The organism is Paenibacillus tundrae (assembly GCF_030812775.1).
In the GTDB taxonomy this organism is placed as follows: Bacteria; Bacillota; Bacilli; order Paenibacillales; family Paenibacillaceae; genus Paenibacillus; species Paenibacillus tundrae_A.
Genome location: NZ_JAUSTI010000013.1, coordinates 1 through 18,035, shown reverse-complemented (window position 1 = coordinate 18,035; position 18,035 = coordinate 1). Strand labels below are relative to the sequence as shown.

Annotated in this window: 13 protein-coding genes; 11 read left to right on the top strand and 2 right to left on the bottom strand. The window is 43.8% G+C overall.

Annotation, left to right across the window (positions count from 1 at the left end; all coding sequences use genetic code 11):
* Positions 1-218: 218 nt before the first annotated feature.
* Entirely contained in the window at positions 219-353 is a 135-nt protein-coding gene (gene rpmH, locus J2T19_RS20315; protein ID WP_024629517.1) for a 50S ribosomal protein L34, read from the bottom strand.
* A 612-nt stretch (positions 354-965) separates the two neighbouring features.
* Between rpmH and J2T19_RS20310 the strand changes: the two genes are divergently transcribed.
* The 9 genes from J2T19_RS20310 to gyrB all read left to right on the top strand — a co-directional run bounded on the left by J2T19_RS20310 (position 966) and on the right by gyrB (position 12,159).
* A complete protein-coding gene (locus J2T19_RS20310; RefSeq protein WP_307218958.1) occupies positions 966-1,640 on the top strand; it encodes a GntR family transcriptional regulator in 675 nt (224 codons plus the stop codon).
* A 297-nt stretch (positions 1,641-1,937) separates the two neighbouring features.
* Entirely contained in the window at positions 1,938-3,299 is a 1,362-nt protein-coding gene (locus J2T19_RS20305) for a GntT/GntP/DsdX family permease (protein ID WP_307218956.1), read from the top strand.
* 74 nt (positions 3,300-3,373) lie between these two features.
* Positions 3,374-4,909: a gluconokinase gene (gene gntK / locus J2T19_RS20300; RefSeq protein WP_370874919.1), complete on the top strand. Its 1,536-nt coding sequence runs from the start codon at positions 3,374-3,376 to the stop codon at positions 4,907-4,909.
* 819 nt (positions 4,910-5,728) lie between these two features.
* Positions 5,729-7,075 carry a chromosomal replication initiator protein DnaA gene (gene dnaA, locus J2T19_RS20295; RefSeq protein ID WP_145045139.1) on the top strand — a complete coding sequence of 449 codons (1,347 nt, stop codon included), beginning with the start codon at positions 5,729-5,731 and terminating at the stop codon, positions 7,073-7,075.
* Positions 7,076-7,296: 221 nt separating this feature from the next.
* Positions 7,297-8,439, top strand: a complete 1,143-nt coding sequence (gene dnaN, locus J2T19_RS20290; protein ID WP_145045141.1) for a DNA polymerase III subunit beta — start codon at positions 7,297-7,299, stop codon at positions 8,437-8,439.
* 22 nt (positions 8,440-8,461) lie between these two features.
* Positions 8,462-8,677 (top strand): S4 domain-containing protein YaaA, encoded by a 216-nt coding sequence (gene yaaA, locus J2T19_RS20285; RefSeq protein WP_056697580.1) that lies wholly within the window; start codon positions 8,462-8,464, stop codon positions 8,675-8,677.
* 53 nt (positions 8,678-8,730) lie between these two features.
* Positions 8,731-9,843: a DNA replication/repair protein RecF gene (recF, locus tag J2T19_RS20280; protein ID WP_056697582.1), complete on the top strand. Its 1,113-nt coding sequence runs from the start codon at positions 8,731-8,733 to the stop codon at positions 9,841-9,843.
* A 13-nt stretch (positions 9,844-9,856) separates the two neighbouring features.
* Positions 9,857-10,105: an extracellular matrix regulator RemB gene (gene remB, locus J2T19_RS20275; RefSeq protein WP_056697587.1), complete on the top strand. Its 249-nt coding sequence runs from the start codon at positions 9,857-9,859 to the stop codon at positions 10,103-10,105.
* 143 nt (positions 10,106-10,248) lie between these two features.
* The gene (gene gyrB / locus J2T19_RS20270; RefSeq protein ID WP_307218950.1) at positions 10,249-12,159 is read left to right on the top strand and encodes a DNA topoisomerase (ATP-hydrolyzing) subunit B; all 1,911 of its coding nucleotides are present in this window, start codon (positions 10,249-10,251) and stop codon (positions 12,157-12,159) included.
* A 75-nt stretch (positions 12,160-12,234) separates the two neighbouring features.
* Here the strand turns inward: gyrB and J2T19_RS20265 are convergent, their stop codons facing one another.
* On the bottom strand, positions 12,235-13,182 hold the full coding sequence (locus J2T19_RS20265; RefSeq protein WP_307218948.1) for a YheC/YheD family protein: 948 nt from the start codon (positions 13,180-13,182) through the stop codon (positions 12,235-12,237).
* 529 nt (positions 13,183-13,711) lie between these two features.
* Here J2T19_RS20265 and gyrA point away from each other — a divergent pair.
* A complete protein-coding gene (gyrA, locus tag J2T19_RS20260) occupies positions 13,712-16,252 on the top strand; it encodes a DNA gyrase subunit A (RefSeq protein ID WP_307218947.1) in 2,541 nt (846 codons plus the stop codon).
* Positions 16,253-16,454: 202 nt separating this feature from the next.
* Entirely contained in the window at positions 16,455-17,576 is a 1,122-nt protein-coding gene (locus tag J2T19_RS20255; RefSeq protein WP_307218945.1) for an HD-GYP domain-containing protein, read from the top strand.
* Positions 17,577-18,035: the final 459 nt, after the last annotated feature.

Genomic DNA, 18,035 nt, shown 5'->3' with positions numbered 1-18,035 from the left:
GGACTACTATGAATCGGTCATTTCAGCCAAAACATAATTGTTCTATATATATTAAGGTACGTTTTCGAAAAAAATACGCATTCGAAAACCTTCAACATACAATTTAGGTTGTGCATTCTGTCTTTTCGAAGTCAATTCAGACCAGATCTGTGAAACATCAAGTCCGAATCGATCTGATATTAAGAAAAAAAAGACCACCTCGGTGGTCTTCACATGCATTAAGCACTCAGGACTTTACGGCCTTTCAGGCGACGTGCAGCCAAAACTTTACGGCCGTTGCTTGTGCTCATTCTTTTCCGGAAACCATGAACTTTTTTACGTTTGCTAACGTTCGGTTTGAATGTAGGTCTCAATGTATTGCACCTCCTTACAAGGAAATACTTATGTGATGAATCATTTTCATCTTCACAGAAAACACCTTTATATATTTAACCACGAACAACTGGAAAAGTCAACTGAAATCCACACGACTCCTCCCTCTTTCTAAACGCCGTTGTCATCTACGATCTGGCACTCTTCCTGAACAGCTGGAATTTCCAATTGGCACATACGGTTAACTCGCCAAAAAGTTATCCCCACCTACCTTCCTAAAATCACTGTTTATTGTGATATCAGGTTATCCACACCTCAAAATATTGATCATTACCTCATTATTATACTCTTTTAAGTTATTCACATGTGGATAATGTTATTAAATGATCTGAATTGTTTGTGTCCTTTTCAATAGGGGTATATTTAAAATTGAATGTATCCGCTTTATCGGTGAGGTTTACAAGTTTTCAAGAAAGGTGTAGGATACAAATTACATCTTGTATACAAGTATACTTATTGGTATTTTCCCTGACCTTAATGATGACCAATTGTCGCCTTATCATTCTTGTCGATTAGATCACATATGCTCATTCAATAAACGGTTATGCTATGATCAATAGGAACTGATTATTTGAATAGGAGCGTTACCTACTATGCTGTTTCCATCTTCTTGGTTGCAAGGTGCTTCCCGAGGGGAAGCAATTGCCTGCGAACTAAGGCTGCGTATTATTAGCGGAACCCTTCGTCCTGGAGAGGTTTTATCAGAGAATCGCATTGCCGCTGATTTTGACAGTAGCCGTTCACCAGTGCGTGAGGCCTTGAGAACATTGTCTAATGAAGGACTGATTCGTCTGGAACGAATGGGCGTGGTTGTCCTTGGATTGAAAATTAAAGACGTCGAAGAGTTATATGATGTCCGTTTTCTAATTGAAAGCTTTGTCCAACAACGACTAGCAAGCGCCGTTCCAGAACAATTAGTTACACAACTCTATAATATCATCGACAAAATGGAGCTGGCTGGACGCCATCAAGATGCGGTTGAGTTTGCTTACCAGGATCTAACTTTTCACGAGACGATTATTGAAGCCGCTGAGCATTCTCGTATTTCGCATCTATGGCGAAGCATCCGATATGTTGTGATGACAGTCATGTTACTTACAACGAAAGAAGTATTTAATCAAGGCGAGCAGAAAGTAAGCGCTGTAATTGAGAAACACCGTCTGTTAATTCAAGCCCTTGAGTCTGGAGACAAAAGCTTAATTCAGGCGGGCGTGCGCCAATACTTCAAGGATTCCGGCAAAACTTTACACGATAGCTTTGATATATGATGATCGGACGGCTAACCATTGTGATCGTCAAGCTCTTCCAAACGAACAATCACTCTACAACCTGATTGATCATGGGGTGTGCTACTTGGATTGCAATCATTTTCGAAATGAATGATTGCAATCCAAGTTGTCGACAAGTATACAAAATGCGATTTATTTTCATTTTTGAGGCATATTAAAGGAAACTAACCACTGCTTTTTTGTTTAAGGGATTACGTAAGTTAATGCTTTACAGCATACGTGCCCGTCATTTATTTGTAAGCGTTATATACAACATGAGAAGAAGGAGCATACAGCATGAGTACTCTATTTGGACTATCCCACAATGCAACTTTACTGGTATGGACATTGATCGCCATTGTTTTTCTAATCGTATTGATCTCCAAATATAAATGGAATCCATTTATCACCCTCTTATTATCTGCATTAATGCTCGGTTTACTTACAGGTATGAAACCCGCCGACGTAATCTCGTCAATTACCGGTGGTCTTGGCGGCACACTTGGTACCATTGCAATTGTTATTGGTCTCGGTACTATGCTGGGCAAAATGATGGCTGAATCTGGTGGAGCTGAGCGCATCGCTACTACCCTGGTGGATCGGTTTGGTATGAAACGTGTGCACTGGGCGATGATGATCGTTGGTTTTATCGTAGGTATCCCCGTTTTCTTCGAAGTCGGTGTCATTCTGATGATCCCAATCATCTTCACCGTTGCCCGTAAAACAAATATGTCTTTGCTGCAGATTGGTATTCCTATTTTGGCTGGTTTATCCACAGTACATGGTCTCGTTCCCCCTCATCCGGCGCCTATGATTGCAATTGAAGCGTTCAGCGCAGATCTGGGAAAGACGATTTTGTACTCCCTCATAGTAGGTATTCCGACAGCAATTATTGCAGGACCCTTGTTTGGTAAGTTTATAGGCAAAAGGGTTCACACTGAACCACCCGCAGAGCTGGCTGAGCAGTTTGCTACCAAAACAAGCAGCAACCTGCCCGGATTTGGCATTACGCTCTTTACCATTTTGCTGCCGGTTATTCTAATGCTGATTGGTTCAATTGCAAGTATCATTGACCCAAATGTTACAAGTGGCTTCACAGTGTTTAGTGAGTTTATCGGCAATGAGATCATTGCCCTGCTTATTTCGGTTGTCTTCGCCCTCTTTTCACTCGGCTTTGCACGTGGTTTCACCAAGCACGATCTGTCCCGCTTCACTAGCGAATGTCTGGCGCCTACGGCGACCATTATTCTCATTATTGGTGGCGGTGGTGCCTTCAAACAGGTACTAATCAACAGTGGTGTAGGTAATGCCATTGCCGAGGTTGCTACCCATGCCAATATTAACGTGATCCTGTTCGCTTGGCTTGTTGCAGCCCTGATTCGTGTAGCTACGGGTTCAGCGACCGTTGCGATGACAACCGCAGCTGGCATTGTAGCTCCGGTTCTTGCACTTACGCCAGGTGCCAACATCGAACTGGTCGTACTCGCTACTGGCGCAGGTTCCCTTGTGTTGTCCCATGTGAATGATGCAGGCTTCTGGATGATTAAGGAATTCTTCAACATGAGTGTCGCACAGACGCTCAAAACGTGGACTGTTATGGAAACACTATTATCCGTCGTGGGACTGATCTTTATTTTGCTGCTAAGTACAGTGATATAAAATGAAAATTCATTACAGAGTTTAGATCGATTCCGTAACCGGAGAAAGAAGGTTAGATCAACGTGACCAACTATATGATTGGAATAGATATCGGTACAACCAGTACCAAGTCCGTTTTATTCACAGAACAGGGTGAAGTCGTTAGTACCTCGACACAAGAATATCCACTCTATACACCTGCCCCTGATGTGGCTGAGCAAGACCCTGAGGAGATCGTACAGGCTGCCATCCGCTCTGTGCGCGGGGTCATGGATCTAAGTGGTGTTATGGCCGAGCAAGTCTTATTTGTGTCCTGCAGCTCAGCTATGCATAGTGTCATTGCAATGGGGCAAGACGACAAACCGCTAACCCGCTGCATCACGTGGGCTGATAATCGAAGTGCAGCTTGGTCAGCCAAGCTGCAGGAGAACGGAGTGGGACATCGCATCTACCTTCGGACAGGTACACCCATTCATCCGATGTCTCCTCTCACCAAATTAATGTGGCTTCGCCATGACGAACCCGATCTTTTTCAGCGCACAGCCAAATTTATATCTATTAAAGAATATTTGTTCTTCCGTTTATTTGGACAATATATCGTCGATCACTCCATCGCTTCCTGCACCGGACTGCTCAATTTAGAACAGTTGGACTGGGATGCGGAGGCTCTTGCAATCGCAGGCATTACGCCAGGTCATTTATCCACGCTCGTACCTACCACACATACAATAGAGGGAATGCATCAAGAATGGGCTGAAAAAATGGCTCTCTCCCCCTCTACCCCCTTTGTAATTGGGGCAAGTGATGGAGTGTTGTCCAACCTCGGCGTAAATGCCATTGAGCCTGGTGTAGTCGCTGCAACTATCGGCACCAGTGGTGCAATTCGAACGGTCGTTGACCGCCCAGTTACCGACCCCAAAGGTCGGACGTTCTGTTACGCACTCACAGAGAATCTGTGGGTTATCGGTGGTCCTGTCAATAACGGTGGGATGCTATTCCGTTGGGTGCGCGATGAATTCGCAGCGTCTGAAGTAGAAACTGCGAAGCGGCTCGGTATTAACTCTTATGACGTGCTAACCAAAATTGCCGAACGTGTTACTCCCGGATCTGAAGGGCTCCTCTTCCATCCGTACCTTTCGGGCGAACGCGCCCCATTATGGAATCCAGACGCACGTGGATCATTTTTTGGCCTAACCCTCCACCATCAGAAGGAGCATATGATACGTGCAGTGCTTGAAGGGGTTATTTTCAACCTCTACACCGTTCTGCTCGCGATGGAAGAACAGATTGGACAGCCGACCTCTATTCAGGCTACAGGTGGCTTTGCACGCTCTCCGCTATGGCGCCAGATGATGTCTGACATATTCAATCAAGAAGTGGTCGTGCCTGAAAGCTTCGAAAGCTCCTGTCTTGGGGCTGTTGTCCTTGGACTTTACGCAACAGGGCGAATTAAGTCACTTCATGCCGTTTCTTCCATGGTGGGTACAACCCATCGTCATACACCTATTAAAGAGCATGCCACCCTCTATCAAGAGCTGCTGCCCATCTATATTCGCATCTCTCGCAAACTAGAAGAGGAATACGCCGATATTGCCGAATTCCAGCGTAAGATGTCTGCTAGTCATTTATAGATGGTTCGCTGATCTGACTTATTTCGCATTCTAAATGCAAGAGCCAACAACCGTTCGCTTGTTGGCTCTTCTTCTTTTACATATGTAACTAGATACCTCGTCTTCCTCTATTACGATCCCAGCGCTTTTTATCGCAATTTCGAACAACTTCTATCTAATCAATATCCTATATAGGCAATCGTTTCTGCCTCTTTTTGGCTCAATTATATGTACATCCTCATGTCGGATCTCTCTCTGATCAACTCAGCAATCATGATAAGGAATTGCATCTTACATATACTTTCTTTTCAATAATCAATAAGCCTCTTAAAGATGGAGCACATCTGCAAGGAACAACCCTAGTTAGTTTCAGCGTCTGGAATAACCCATATTCACTTTGCAGTTATCCACAATCATGTTATTCACAAACGAAGAATACTTTTGCACACATTTTGGCATCATTTGACGGATAACCTGTGTATAAAATAATTTCGACTTTAGGGTTGCTATGTCGAAACTTAAACAATTTATAAACAATATATTGTGTTGTGGTTAAAAATTATACACAAGTTATTGAATTTGTGGATAAAATCACGCGATACGTTGAAATGCGGGGCTTCTTTTGCTATGATTGTATTACTTTTGGATGTGAATATGTGATCTGACCCATAATATTATCAACAGCCTGTGGATAAAGTTGTGAACAATTTTCCGTTGTTCATTCTTTTTTTGTTTTCGACCTGCGGGGGTTTGGGGATAAATTCAGGCAATATATCTCGTATTTCGACACTGCAACATGGCTTAAGCCACACTTGGAACATGTAAAAGGAGTGACAGTCTGTGGACAGCCATACTTCTGATTTATGGCAGCAAATTTTATCAATCATACAAAACAAACTCAGCAAACCAAGCTTCGATACCTGGTTCAAAGCAACCAAAGCGACGAAGCTTAATGACCGTTCCATCGTCATTTCCGCACCGACAACGTTTGCCGTCGAATGGCTGGAGAGTCGCTATACCAAACTGGTAGGTTCGACGGTATATGAGCTACTCGGCAAGCAAGTCGATGTGAAATTTGTCATTGAGGAGAACAAGCCTGCTGAACCGGATCCGCAACTGCCGGCACCAACCCCTAAGGTTGTGCAGGAAGAAGCGGTACTGAGCATGCTGAATCCAAAATATACATTCGATACTTTTGTCATTGGCCCTGGCAACCGTTTTGCCCATGCCGCATCGCTTGCGGTCGCTGAAGCGCCCGCAAAAGCATATAACCCTCTTTTCCTATATGGGGGAGTAGGACTTGGCAAAACCCACTTGATGCATGCAATTGGACACTATGTTCTGGAGCATGACCCAAGTAGCAAGGTTGTTTATTTGTCGTCTGAGAAATTCACGAACGAGTTCATTAACTCCATCCGTGATAACCGCGGGGAGAGCTTCCGTAACAAATATCGTAACGTCGATATTCTGCTTATTGATGATATTCAGTTCCTAGCGGGAAAAGAATCAACACAAGAGGAATTTTTCCATACGTTTAATGCGCTGCATGAGGAACGGAAACAGATTATTATCTCAAGCGATAGACCACCTAAGGAAATTCCAACGCTGGAAGAACGGCTTCGCTCCCGCTTTGAGTGGGGGTTAATTACAGATATTCAGCCTCCAGATCTGGAGACGCGGATTGCCATTTTGCGTAAAAAGGCTCGTGCAGAGAATCTCGATATTCCAAATGAAGCGATGATGTACATCGCCAATCAGATTGACACCAACATCCGTGAGCTCGAAGGTGCCCTGATTCGGGTTGTAGCCTATTCTTCGTTAACGAATCAAGATGTATCATCTCATCTGGCTGCTGAAGCACTGAAGGATATTATTCCTTCCAGTCGTCCCAAAATGATTACTATTCAAGACATCCAACAAAAGGTCGGCGAGTATTACAGCCTTAAGCTAGAAGATTTTAAAGCACGGAAGCGTACAAAAGCTGTTGCTTTTCCAAGACAGATTGCCATGTATCTCTCACGTGAATTGACTGATTTTTCTCTGCCCAAGATCGGGGAAGCATTCGGAGGACGAGATCACACTACAGTCATTCATGCGCACGAAAAAATATCCCAATCAATTAAAAACGATCAGGATCTCTATAAAGTTATCAACAACTTAACCGAAAAAATAAAGAATCCAACCTGAACAAGTCCAAAGCCTATGCACAACGTGTACACATGTGGATAGGCTTAATTTTATGGGTTTAACCCCACTTATCCACATATTCAGTGCCCCTATTACTATTATTACTAAAAAGATCTTAAAGATATCATCTACAAATACGCTTTTTCGAACCATCGCCTTCGGCTTTTGAAAAACACAAATCAACACCTCAACATCCCAAAAAATTCGCTAGGAGTGAAACCATGAAAATCAGCATAATGAAAAGCTATTTAAACGAGTCCATTCAGCATGTATCTAAAGCAATCTCCAGTCGAACAACAATCCCCATCTTGAGCGGTATCAAATTTGATGTGAATCATCAAGGTGTAACTTTGACAGCAAGCGACACTGACATCTCCATCCAATCCTTTATCCCTCTGGAAGATGGTGATAAAAGTGTCGTTCAAGTTGATCAACCCGGCAGCGTCGTATTGCCAGCCAAATTCTTTGTCGAAATTATCAAGAAATTGCCTTCCCAGGAAGTACAGATGGAAGTCAAAGATAACTTCAATACCTTTATCTCAGCAGGGGCTACCGAGATTCAGCTCGTAGGTCTTGATCCAGAAGAATTCCCTGTTTTACCAAGCATCGAAGAAAATCAAACGGTCTCCATCCCTGGAGATTTACTTAAAAATATGATCAAACAAACGGTATTCTCCATTTCCACACATGAGACAACTCCAATCTTGACAGGTGTACTGTGGAGTTTGGTTGATAATGAGTTGAAATTTGTGGCAACAGACCGTCATCGTCTTGCTACTCGTTCAGCTATGCTGGATAATGCAGAGGGTATTCGTTTTAACAATGTCGTCATTTCAGGTAAGACGCTAAACGAACTTAGCAAAATCGTACCTGACCAAAATACGCTTGTTGATATCGTTGTTGCTGATAATCAAGTTTTGTTCAAAATTGACCGCGTATTGTTCTACTCCCGTATTCTGGATGGCACATATCCGGATACTTCTAGAATTATTCCAACGTCGTACAAAACAGAACTTGTTTTGGATACCAAAAAATTAAGCGAATCCATTGATCGCGCTTATTTGCTGTCACGTGAAGAAAAAACAAACATTGTGCGCATGCAAACGATGGATTCTGGAACAATCGAAATTTCTTCAAGCTCCTCTGAGCTGGGAAAAGTAAGAGAAGAGATCGAACCAGCAGATTTCAGTGGTGATCCACTCAAAATCTCGTTTAACTCCAAATACATGCTGGACGTACTGAAAGTCGTGGAAAGTGAACAACTGATGATCGCTTTTACTGGTGTCATGAGCCCAATCATCTTGAAACCACTGGATGACAGTCACAGCCTATACGTTATATTGCCTTACCGGACTACCAACTAACGAAACGAGAGGAGAATTCCAATTGAACCGAGTAACCATTCGTACGGAATATATTAAGCTTGACCAGTTTTTGAAGCTGGCAGACTGCATTCCAACTGGAGGTATGGCCAAAGCTTTGCTCCAAGAAGGACTTGTACGTGTGAATAAAGAGCCTGAAGAACGCCGGGGACGCAAGTTATACCCTGGGGATATCGTTGAAGTGGACGGAGAAGGCGCATTCGAAGTTGCCGCAGAATAATCCAGTTCGATTCTGCTGCCTCCTGACGGACGGAAGAAAAGGGAGGGTACCTTGTGTTTGTCAACAGCATTGAGCTGCAGCAATTCCGAAATTATGAGCATCTAAAGCTGGACTCTTTTGGCCCTGTGAACTTACTGATCGGTCAAAATGCTCAAGGTAAGACCAATCTTGCAGAAGCCATTTTTGCACTGGCACTTACAAAGAGCCATCGTACATCTCGCGATAAGGAGCTAATTCGTTTCGGTGAGGAACGTGCTAGACTCACTGCAGAAGTCGACAAAAAGTATGGATCAGTTAAACTGGAGCTGGCATTGTCGCAACAAGGCAAAAAAGCAAAGATTAACGGGTTAGAGCAGCGCAAGTTAAGTGATTTTGTCGGGACGCTAAATGTGGTTATGTTTGCCCCCGAAGATCTGGAGATCGTCAAAGGCACGCCGGGGGTTCGCCGCCGGTTTCTTGATATGGAAATTGGTCAGGTTGCCCCTGGTTACCTATACCATCTGCAGCAGTACCAAAAAGTACTTGTACAGCGCAACAATCTGCTCAAACAACTATGGGGACAGAACGCCTCAGCCCAGACGATGCTTGAAGTCTGGAACGAGCAACTGGTCGAGCACGGTGTTAAAATCGTCAAAAAAAGGAAACAATTCATAAAGAAACTCCAAAAGTGGGCAGAAACCATTCATCAAGGCATCACTGGAGGCGGAGAAGTACTTCGTTTAGCCTATCTTCCTTCCTTCAGCGAAGCGTCTGAGGAAGATGAAGCTGTTTTAATGGACCAATTTATGATAAAATTATCACAAATGAAAGAGCAGGAGATTCGCCGAGGCACAACGCTAAGTGGGCCACATCGGGATGACCTGTCCTTTTTCATTAACGACCGGGAAGTACAAACGTATGGCTCGCAGGGACAGCAACGTACAACTGCGTTGTCTCTTAAACTCGCGGAAATCGAGCTGATACACGAAGAAATCGGAGAATATCCGGTTCTGTTGCTTGACGATGTATTATCTGAGCTGGATCCTTTTCGTCAGACGCAGCTGATCGAGACGTTCCAGAGTAAGGTCCAAACCTTTATTACAGCTACCGGAATCGAGAGCTTGAATCTTGATAAGCTCAAAGATGCCAGTATTTATCACGTTCATGCCGGACAGGTTGAACGCTAAGGAGTGAGGGTCTATGTACATTCATCTGGGCGGAGAGAAGATCATCCGTTCTTCCGAATTGGTCGCTATTTTTGATATATCGATTGAAAAATCCTCAAAAATCTCCAAGCAGTATGTCACGTATGCTGAGCAGGAAAAGACGGTTGAGCATATTGGCGAAGAGGAAGCCAAGTCTATTGTTGTGACCAAAAATATTGTGTACTACTCACCTATTTCCTCTGCCACGCTTAAGAAACGGGCTCACATTTTTCCTGATCTCTAGGGGTTACTGGATGCAATGATTGTGTCTTTGCTGCTTGTTTTATTTGGACAGCTTGTTGAAATTAAGAGAGGAATCCTATTTCAGCAAGTATTCTTAGTTAACGCATATTTACGATATTGAATCTATAGAAGTAGGTGAAAGGCATGTCTATGAATCAACCGTCCTATGATGCGAATGAAATTCAGGTCCTTGAAGGACTGGAAGCCGTACGGAAGCGTCCGGGGATGTATATCGGTTCTACCAGTGCCAAAGGTCTGCATCATCTGGTCTGGGAAGTAGTGGACAACAGTATCGACGAAGCACTTGCGGGTTACTGTGATCATATTGAGGTTAGTATTCACGAAGATAACAGTATCACTGTAGTCGATAATGGACGTGGTATTCCTGTCGGCGAACATGCCAAAATGAAGCGTCCTGCACTTGAGGTTGTAATGACCGTGCTGCATGCAGGTGGTAAATTTGGCGGCGGCGGATATAAAGTATCCGGTGGTTTGCATGGTGTCGGTGTGTCCGTTGTGAATGCTCTATCCGAGAAAGTGGTCGTAACCGTTAAACGTGATGGGCATATGTATCAACAGGAGTATCGCCGTGGTGCACCTCAATATGACCTAAAAACAATCGGTACTACGGAGGAGACAGGAACGACTGTTACATTCCATCCCGATCCAGAAATTTTCACTGAGACGTTAGTGTACGATTACGATACTTTGCTTACTCGTATTCGAGAGTTGGCATTCCTGAACAAGGGGATTGGTCTTACACTTACGGATGAACGCACTGGAGCAACGAACTCGTTCCTGTACGAAGGCGGTATTATTGAGTACGTTTCATTCCTAAATCAAAAGCGTGAGGTTCTTCACGAGAATCCGATTTACGTAGAAGGATCAAGAGACAATATCCAAGTGGAGGTTGCTCTGCAATATAACGACAACTTCACGGAGAATATTTATTCTTTTGCCAACAACATCAACACTCATGAAGGTGGAACACATGAATCTGGCTTCAAGAGTGCATTGACACGGATTATCAATGACTATGCACGTAAAGCTGGCGTGATTAAGGATAGTACAGGCAACCTGTCAGGCGATGACGTGCGTGAAGGTCTGACAGCGATTATTTCTGTCAAAATTCCGGAGCCACAATTTGAAGGACAGACGAAGACCAAGCTCGGAAATAGTGAAGTACGTGGTATTGTGGAATCCCTATTTGCTGAGAAGCTGCAGGAATTTTTGGAGGAGAACCCTTCAGTTTCCCGTCGAATCCTGGAAAAAGGTCTGCAAGCTGCCCGTGCTCGTGAAGCCGCTCGTAAAGCGCGTGAATTGACAAGACGTAAAGGTGCACTCGAGGTTAGCTCTCTGCCAGGTAAACTAGCAGACTGTTCCTCCAAGGATGCTTCCATTAGCGAACTTTACATCGTCGAAGGGGATTCCGCTGGTGGTTCTGCTAAACAAGGTCGTGATCGTCATTTCCAAGCGATTCTGCCACTGCGTGGTAAAATCCTGAACGTGGAAAAAGCACGTCTGGATCGCATCTTGGGTAATGCGGAGATCAGAGCCATTATTACTGCAATGGGAACAGGAATCGGCGATGATTTCGATATTTCCAAGGCACGTTACCACAAAATCATCCTGATGACCGATGCCGATGTCGATGGTGCACATATTCGTACATTGCTTCTGACATTCCTGTATCGATACATGCGCAAAATTATCGAGGCTGGATATGTGTATATTGCACAGCCACCATTGTTCAAGATTGAGCGTAACAAAGTCATTCGCTACGCAGGTTCTGAGAAAGAACGTGATGAAATCATCGCAAGTCTTGGTGAAAATGCGAAGTTTAATGTCCAGCGTTACAAAGGTCTTGGTGAGATGAATGCCGGACAGTTGTGGGAAACAACGATGGATCCTGAGAGTCGGACGATGCTACAAGTATCGATTAGCGATGCGATGTTAGCTGATGCTATGTTTGATACGTTGATGGGTGATAACGTCGAACCACGTCGTGATTTTATCCAGGAAAATGCGAAGTATGTAAAAAATCTCGATATTTGATGATTGTTAAGAATAGGCGCCTGTGAGGCGCCTATTTTATTTTGGTAATCGGCATTGGGTTAGAAGCCGCATTAGCTATCGTGCGCGTTTTTTGGAGGAGGATGCTTGTGCTTTAGTTGTTTTGCGTGTTTTCTTGCCTTTCTTGGAAGGCAGCCTTCCATACGCAATAGCATAACGTTTGATTTTGCGGTAAGCCCCTTTATCAGGCAACAGTCCAAAGGCGTAGATGCCGGGTAAAGTGTTCACTTCTAGTATCCATGGACGTCCTGATCCATCCAGAGCAATATCAATGCCAATTTCCTTGAGTCTCGGAAACGTCTGTTGCAATTGCACAGCGGTATGGATTCCAAGCCGGTACAGCTCATTCCGGAGTTCTTGAAAGCGAGTATTTGAAAGATGGGGCTTAACCAGCTCTTCAAAGGTGGCCAAGCGCCCACCACCATGAATGTTAGTAATGATTTTGCCAGGAGCAGCAACTCTACCAAGAATACCTGTAGTTTCCCATGATCCCCTGAGATTCTTTTGGGTGAGCACCCGTAAATCGAACGGTAGACCTTCATGTTTTAACAAGGAAATGCCCTGTTGAATGATATATTCGTGTTGCTTAATTTTTTCGTTAAGAGCAAGCTCTAGTTCATCAAGGGAATGGAATACGTTCTGCTGTGTACCGTATTGCAGTTCGTACGAAGTCGTTTGAATAGTAACAGGTTGCACATCCTGATCTGTTGTTAAAGATTCGCTATCTGATCCGGGATTAGAGGGGTCTTCATCGGTTTCTTCTATGCTGGTATCCAGGATGGAAGGAGGCGCAGGCCGCATGGTGTGTATCGTTTTGACCCGCATAACGCCATTACCATAGGTTCCTCGATCCGGCTTGATATAATTCAAATCATACAGCTCGGTCATCCGTTCTAGTGTTTGACGATTGTATCGACGCGTGACAGGAAGATACCTGCTCACACCACGGCTGCGCTGCAGCACAACCGTTTTGGTCCATTTACTGGAGACACGCTGGATACTCAAGAGACACCAGTCCTTTCGTGTTTTACTTATAGTTCTTCAGAGAGTAGCAGCACAGAGAATTCAAAGGACAAGAGATGATTTCAGTGGTATAATAGAGAAATATGGCGTTTTGTGTGGTTTGCTGCAAAATTTGTAGTTTTACCGTAGATTGGGAACGGCATCAGCCTTGTATACGCAGTACATATGCCGCATTTTCTAGCATTGTATGTGTAAAATGGCAGGAGGGCAGGGCTAACCCCCAGACCACCAAAAGTTCCTAGAAGAAGATGTTCAAAAAGTTCGATTTTGATTACGAGGATGCCTAGCATCATCTCAGCATCGAAGATGGATTCAGCCGATTACGCTCTTTTTGAACACAGACTAGAATAAGGCTATTGTCCTGCAGACGTTTAATTGTGTAACTTTTGTGAAAGTAATATAATAAAGAGTAGCGTTTTTGCGCGGTTTTAGCCTTGTTAGGCTTTTCACATACAAAGAAAACTGATTGATTGAATGGAACGTTTGTTGAAGGACAAGAAGGAGGTCCAGCATGGCGGAAGAAATGAATTCGCAGATTAAAGATCGGGATATTGGCGTCGAGATGCGTGAGTCGTTTATGGATTACGCGATGAGCATCATTGTTAGCCGTGCTTTGCCTGATGTACGTGATGGCTTGAAGCCGGTTCACCGTCGTATTCTTTACGCAATGTCGGAGCTAGGCATGACACCCGATAAACCTCACAAAAAATCAGCCAGAATCGTCGGCGAAGTTATCGGTAAGTATCACCCCCACGGTGACTCTGCGGTATACGAAACGATGGTACGGATGGCTCAGGATTTCTCTTTGCGTTATATGCATGTCGATGGTCACGGTAACTTCGGATCGGTAGATGGCGATATGGCAGCAGCGATGCGTTATACCGAGGCACGGTTGTCCAAGATTGCTATGGAAATGCTCAGAGATATTAATAAAGATACGATTGATTTCCAGCCGAACTATGACGGTGAAGAGCAAGAACCTGTTGTATTACCAGCCCGTTTTCCTAACTTGCTTGTTAACGGTGTAGGCGGTATCGCGGTAGGTATGGCTACGAATATTCCTCCTCATAACTTGGGTGAGGTTATCGATGGTGTACAGGCAATGATCCAAAATCCAGACATTACGTCTATGGAATTAATGGATTATATCCACGGACCGGATTTCCCTACAGCTGGTTATATCCTGGGTCGTTCAGGAATTCGTCAAGCGTATCAGACTGGACGTGGCTCGGTAACCATGAGAGCCAAGACGAACATCGAAGAGAACAATAATAAAGCAAGAATCGTAGTTACGGAGCTTCCATACCAGGTCAATAAGGCGAGACTCGTTGAGAAAATTGCCGAACTGGTGCGTGACAAAAAAATTGATGGCATCACAGATCTTCGTGATGAATCAGACCGTAATGGTATGCGAATTGTGATTGAGCTTCGCCGAGATGTGAATCCGGGTGTAGTGCTCAATAACTTGTACAAGCATACGTCGATGCAGTCCACATTCGGCATTAACATGCTAGCGATTGTGAACAAAGAACCTAAGATTCTGAATTTACGTGAAGTGTTGTATCACTACTTGCAGCATCAGATTGAGGTCATTCGCAGACGTACGCAGTTCGAACTGAGAAAAGCGGAAGCTCGTGCTCACATCCTGGAAGGCTTACGTATCGCTTTGGATCATATTGACGAAATTATTACGTTGATTCGTTCCTCCAGTAATACAGATGCCGCTAGAGAAGGATTGATTGAGCGATTCTCGCTTAGTCATGACCAAGCTCAAGCTATCCTCGATATGCGTTTGCAACGCCTTACAGGTTTGGAACGCGAACGTATCGAAAATGAATATAACGAATTGATGATCAAAATCGCAGAATATCGGGAAATTCTAGCTAATGAGCATCTGGTACTCGAAATTATCAGTACAGAGCTGCAAGAAATTCGTGAACGCTTCGGTGATGATCGTCGCACTGAGATTACGATTGGTGAAGAAAGCATCTTGGATGAGGATCTGATTCCTCGTGAAGAGGTTATCATCACAATTACGCATACGGGCTACGTGAAACGTTTGCCAGTATCCACGTATCGTAGTCAGAAGCGTGGGGGACGTGGAGTTGTAGGTATGGACACGAAAGATACCGACTTTGTCGAGCATCTATTTGTGACCAACTCACACAACTATCTCATGTTCTTCACCGACAAAGGTAAAGTGTATCGTCTCAAAGCTTATGAGATTCCAGAGCTTGGGCGCACTGCACGTGGAACACCAATTATTAACCTGATCCAGATCGAACAGGGAGAATCGGTTAATGCGGTTATTCCAGTGCAGGAATTCGAAAGTGATAGGTATCTATTCTTCGCTACCCGTCAGGGTGTTGTGAAGAAAACACCACTTGAGGATTACACTAACATTCGCAAAGGCGGTCTCATCGGGATCTCCTTACGTGAAGATGATGCCCTGATTGAAGTTAAGCTGACCGATGGACAACAAGAGATCATCATGGGTACAGCCCACGGAATGTCTATTCGTTTCTCCGAAGCCAATGTTCGTTCGATGGGACGTAGTGCAACAGGGGTAAAAGGGATCACGTTGGATACAGATGATGTTGTCATTGGTATGGACGTTGTTGATCAGGAGTTGGATGTTCTGATCGTTACGGCCAAGGGATACGGTAAACGTACTCCTGTCAGCGATTATCGTATGCAGACTCGTGGTGGTAAAGGAATCAAGACCATTAACGTTACAGAGAAGAACGGTGCTGTCGTTAGCCTGAAAATGGTGAAAACCGAAGAAGACCTGATGATTATCACATCCAGTGGTACATTGATCCGAATGAGTATGGAAGGCATATCCACCATGGGTCGATACACGCAAGGTGTTAAGCTTATCCATATCCGCGATGAAGATGCTGTAGCGACGGTTAGCCGGATTGACAAGAATGAAGATGAACCGGATGAATTGCTAGAAGAATTAGAAGCAGGAGAAGCTGCTGAAGGTGTAGCTGAACCGTCAACAGATAACGAGGATACGGATTCAGACAACGGTGATTCAGAAGCATAGTTCGTTAGGGTTTACGAAGATTATTATATTATAGGTTGAAGATATAGTAGGGGGGTTCCTAAGGGAGCCCTCTTTTTATTTATAATCTATATGCAAATCTAGGATGTACAGCCTGATAAGCGAGTAATATAATGATAAATAACATGGAAAATTGGGACTATGGTCTTATTTTATAGAAGAATAATGAGTGAGGGGAATGACTATGGGATTAATCACCTTATCTGAAGTAAAGCCAGGGCTTAAACTAGGGAATGATGTACATACTTCTCGCGGTAACGTTTTGTTGCAAAAAGGCAAAGTCATTTTACCTAAAGATATAGAAGTGCTTAAAGCTTTTATGGTTCACCAGGTCGACATTGATCAGGAACGTGTGGGTGCAAGCAATATAGGCTCTAGAGGCACTTCTACCGCATCAAGTAATACTGGAGTGGAGAAGAATGGAGAACGGTCTGGCAAAGGGGCTGGTGTAGTCACAGCAGCTATAGTCTCATCTCTCCATGAAGAATATGAGAAGATGGTGGCGATGACCAAGAATGCCTTCCTCTCTTCTCTCGCTGCAGAATTGCCTGTATACGAACTTCGTACACAGCTTGAAGCTATGTTTGTTCACCTGAAGCAATATAATGTTCTCACTTTTAGTCCGCGAGTGATGCACGAGCACGACTATGTATACCACCATGCGGTTCTAAGTGCAATTACATCCTATCAATTAGCACAGTGGATGGAGCTGCCGTCCAAAGATTGGATGCAAGTGGCGTTTGCAGGTCTATTCCACGATATTGGTAACAACAAGGTAGATCCATTGATACTCCATAAACCCTCTGCATTAACAGTAGAGGAGCAGGAAGAGATCCGTCAGCATACGAAATATGGATATCAGGTGTTGAAGCAAGCAAAAGCTATTAACGAGGGAGCTAGACTAGCGGCACTACAGCATCATGAAAAGGTAGATGGATCAGGCTATCCCTTGCAGTTAAGCGGTACACAGATCCATATCTATGCCAAGATTGTAGCCATTGCAGATATTTTTCACGCGATGACGTTAGAAAAGATCTATCGCAAAGCACAATCTCCTTATTTAGTATTAGAGCAAATTCAGAGCGAGGCGTTTGGAAAACTAGATCCAACAATTGTGAATGTATTTATTCAGCGTTCCACGCAGATTCACAATGGCATACGGGTTAGACTCAGCAATAACCAAATAGGAGAGATTATTTTCTCAGATCGTGACCACCCTACCCGCCCAATGGTATCTGTGGAAGGAAGTATCATCAATTTAATGCAACAAAGACAGCTTCATATTCAGGAAATTATCAGTTCGTAGCATATATAGAACGTGCGGTACTACATCGATTCAATAAAAGTCTCTTTCAGGGGCTTTTATTGATATTTATCTTATTTTAAACTTTTCTTCAAAAAAAGCTTGCGTTCTAAATCTGTACATGGTATATTCTAATTCCGGCCAAGAAAACACGAGAAACACGGTGCGGCAAGCAAACAATAAGCTTCGAAAGAAACTTAAAAAAAGAGCTTGCAAAGTTGGTTCGGATGTGATAAGATATAAAAGTTGCTGACGAGAACGAATGTCGGCGCTGAAATAAGTTTGATCTTTGAAAACTGAACAACGAGTGAGTAACGATCTTGCTTGCAAGATCGATGCTGAGAAATCGTACACGTCTTCGGACTGAATGGTTTCGAAGCACAAATGAGATTTTTAATCTCGTCAGATTCAAAATGAGCTAATCGCTCTTTTCAATACTTTATTGGAGAGTTTGATCCTGGC

What these genes read in the sequence shown, in the direction of transcription:
- gntK (WP_370874919.1), top strand. Translation starts at nt 3,374, where the DNA reads ATGATTGGAATAGATATCGGTACAACCAGTACCAAGTCCGTTTTATTC.
- J2T19_RS20310 (WP_307218958.1), top strand. Translation starts at nt 966, where the DNA reads ATGCTGTTTCCATCTTCTTGGTTGCAAGGTGCTTCCCGAGGGGAAGCA.
- gyrB (WP_307218950.1), top strand. Translation starts at nt 10,249, where the DNA reads ATGTCTATGAATCAACCGTCCTATGATGCGAATGAAATTCAGGTCCTT.
- remB (WP_056697587.1), top strand. Translation starts at nt 9,857, where the DNA reads ATGTACATTCATCTGGGCGGAGAGAAGATCATCCGTTCTTCCGAATTG.
- dnaN (WP_145045141.1), top strand. Translation starts at nt 7,297, where the DNA reads ATGAAAATCAGCATAATGAAAAGCTATTTAAACGAGTCCATTCAGCAT.
- J2T19_RS20255 (WP_307218945.1), top strand. Translation starts at nt 16,455, where the DNA reads ATGGGATTAATCACCTTATCTGAAGTAAAGCCAGGGCTTAAACTAGGG.
- gyrA (WP_307218947.1), top strand. Translation starts at nt 13,712, where the DNA reads ATGGCGGAAGAAATGAATTCGCAGATTAAAGATCGGGATATTGGCGTC.
- J2T19_RS20305 (WP_307218956.1), top strand. Translation starts at nt 1,938, where the DNA reads ATGAGTACTCTATTTGGACTATCCCACAATGCAACTTTACTGGTATGG.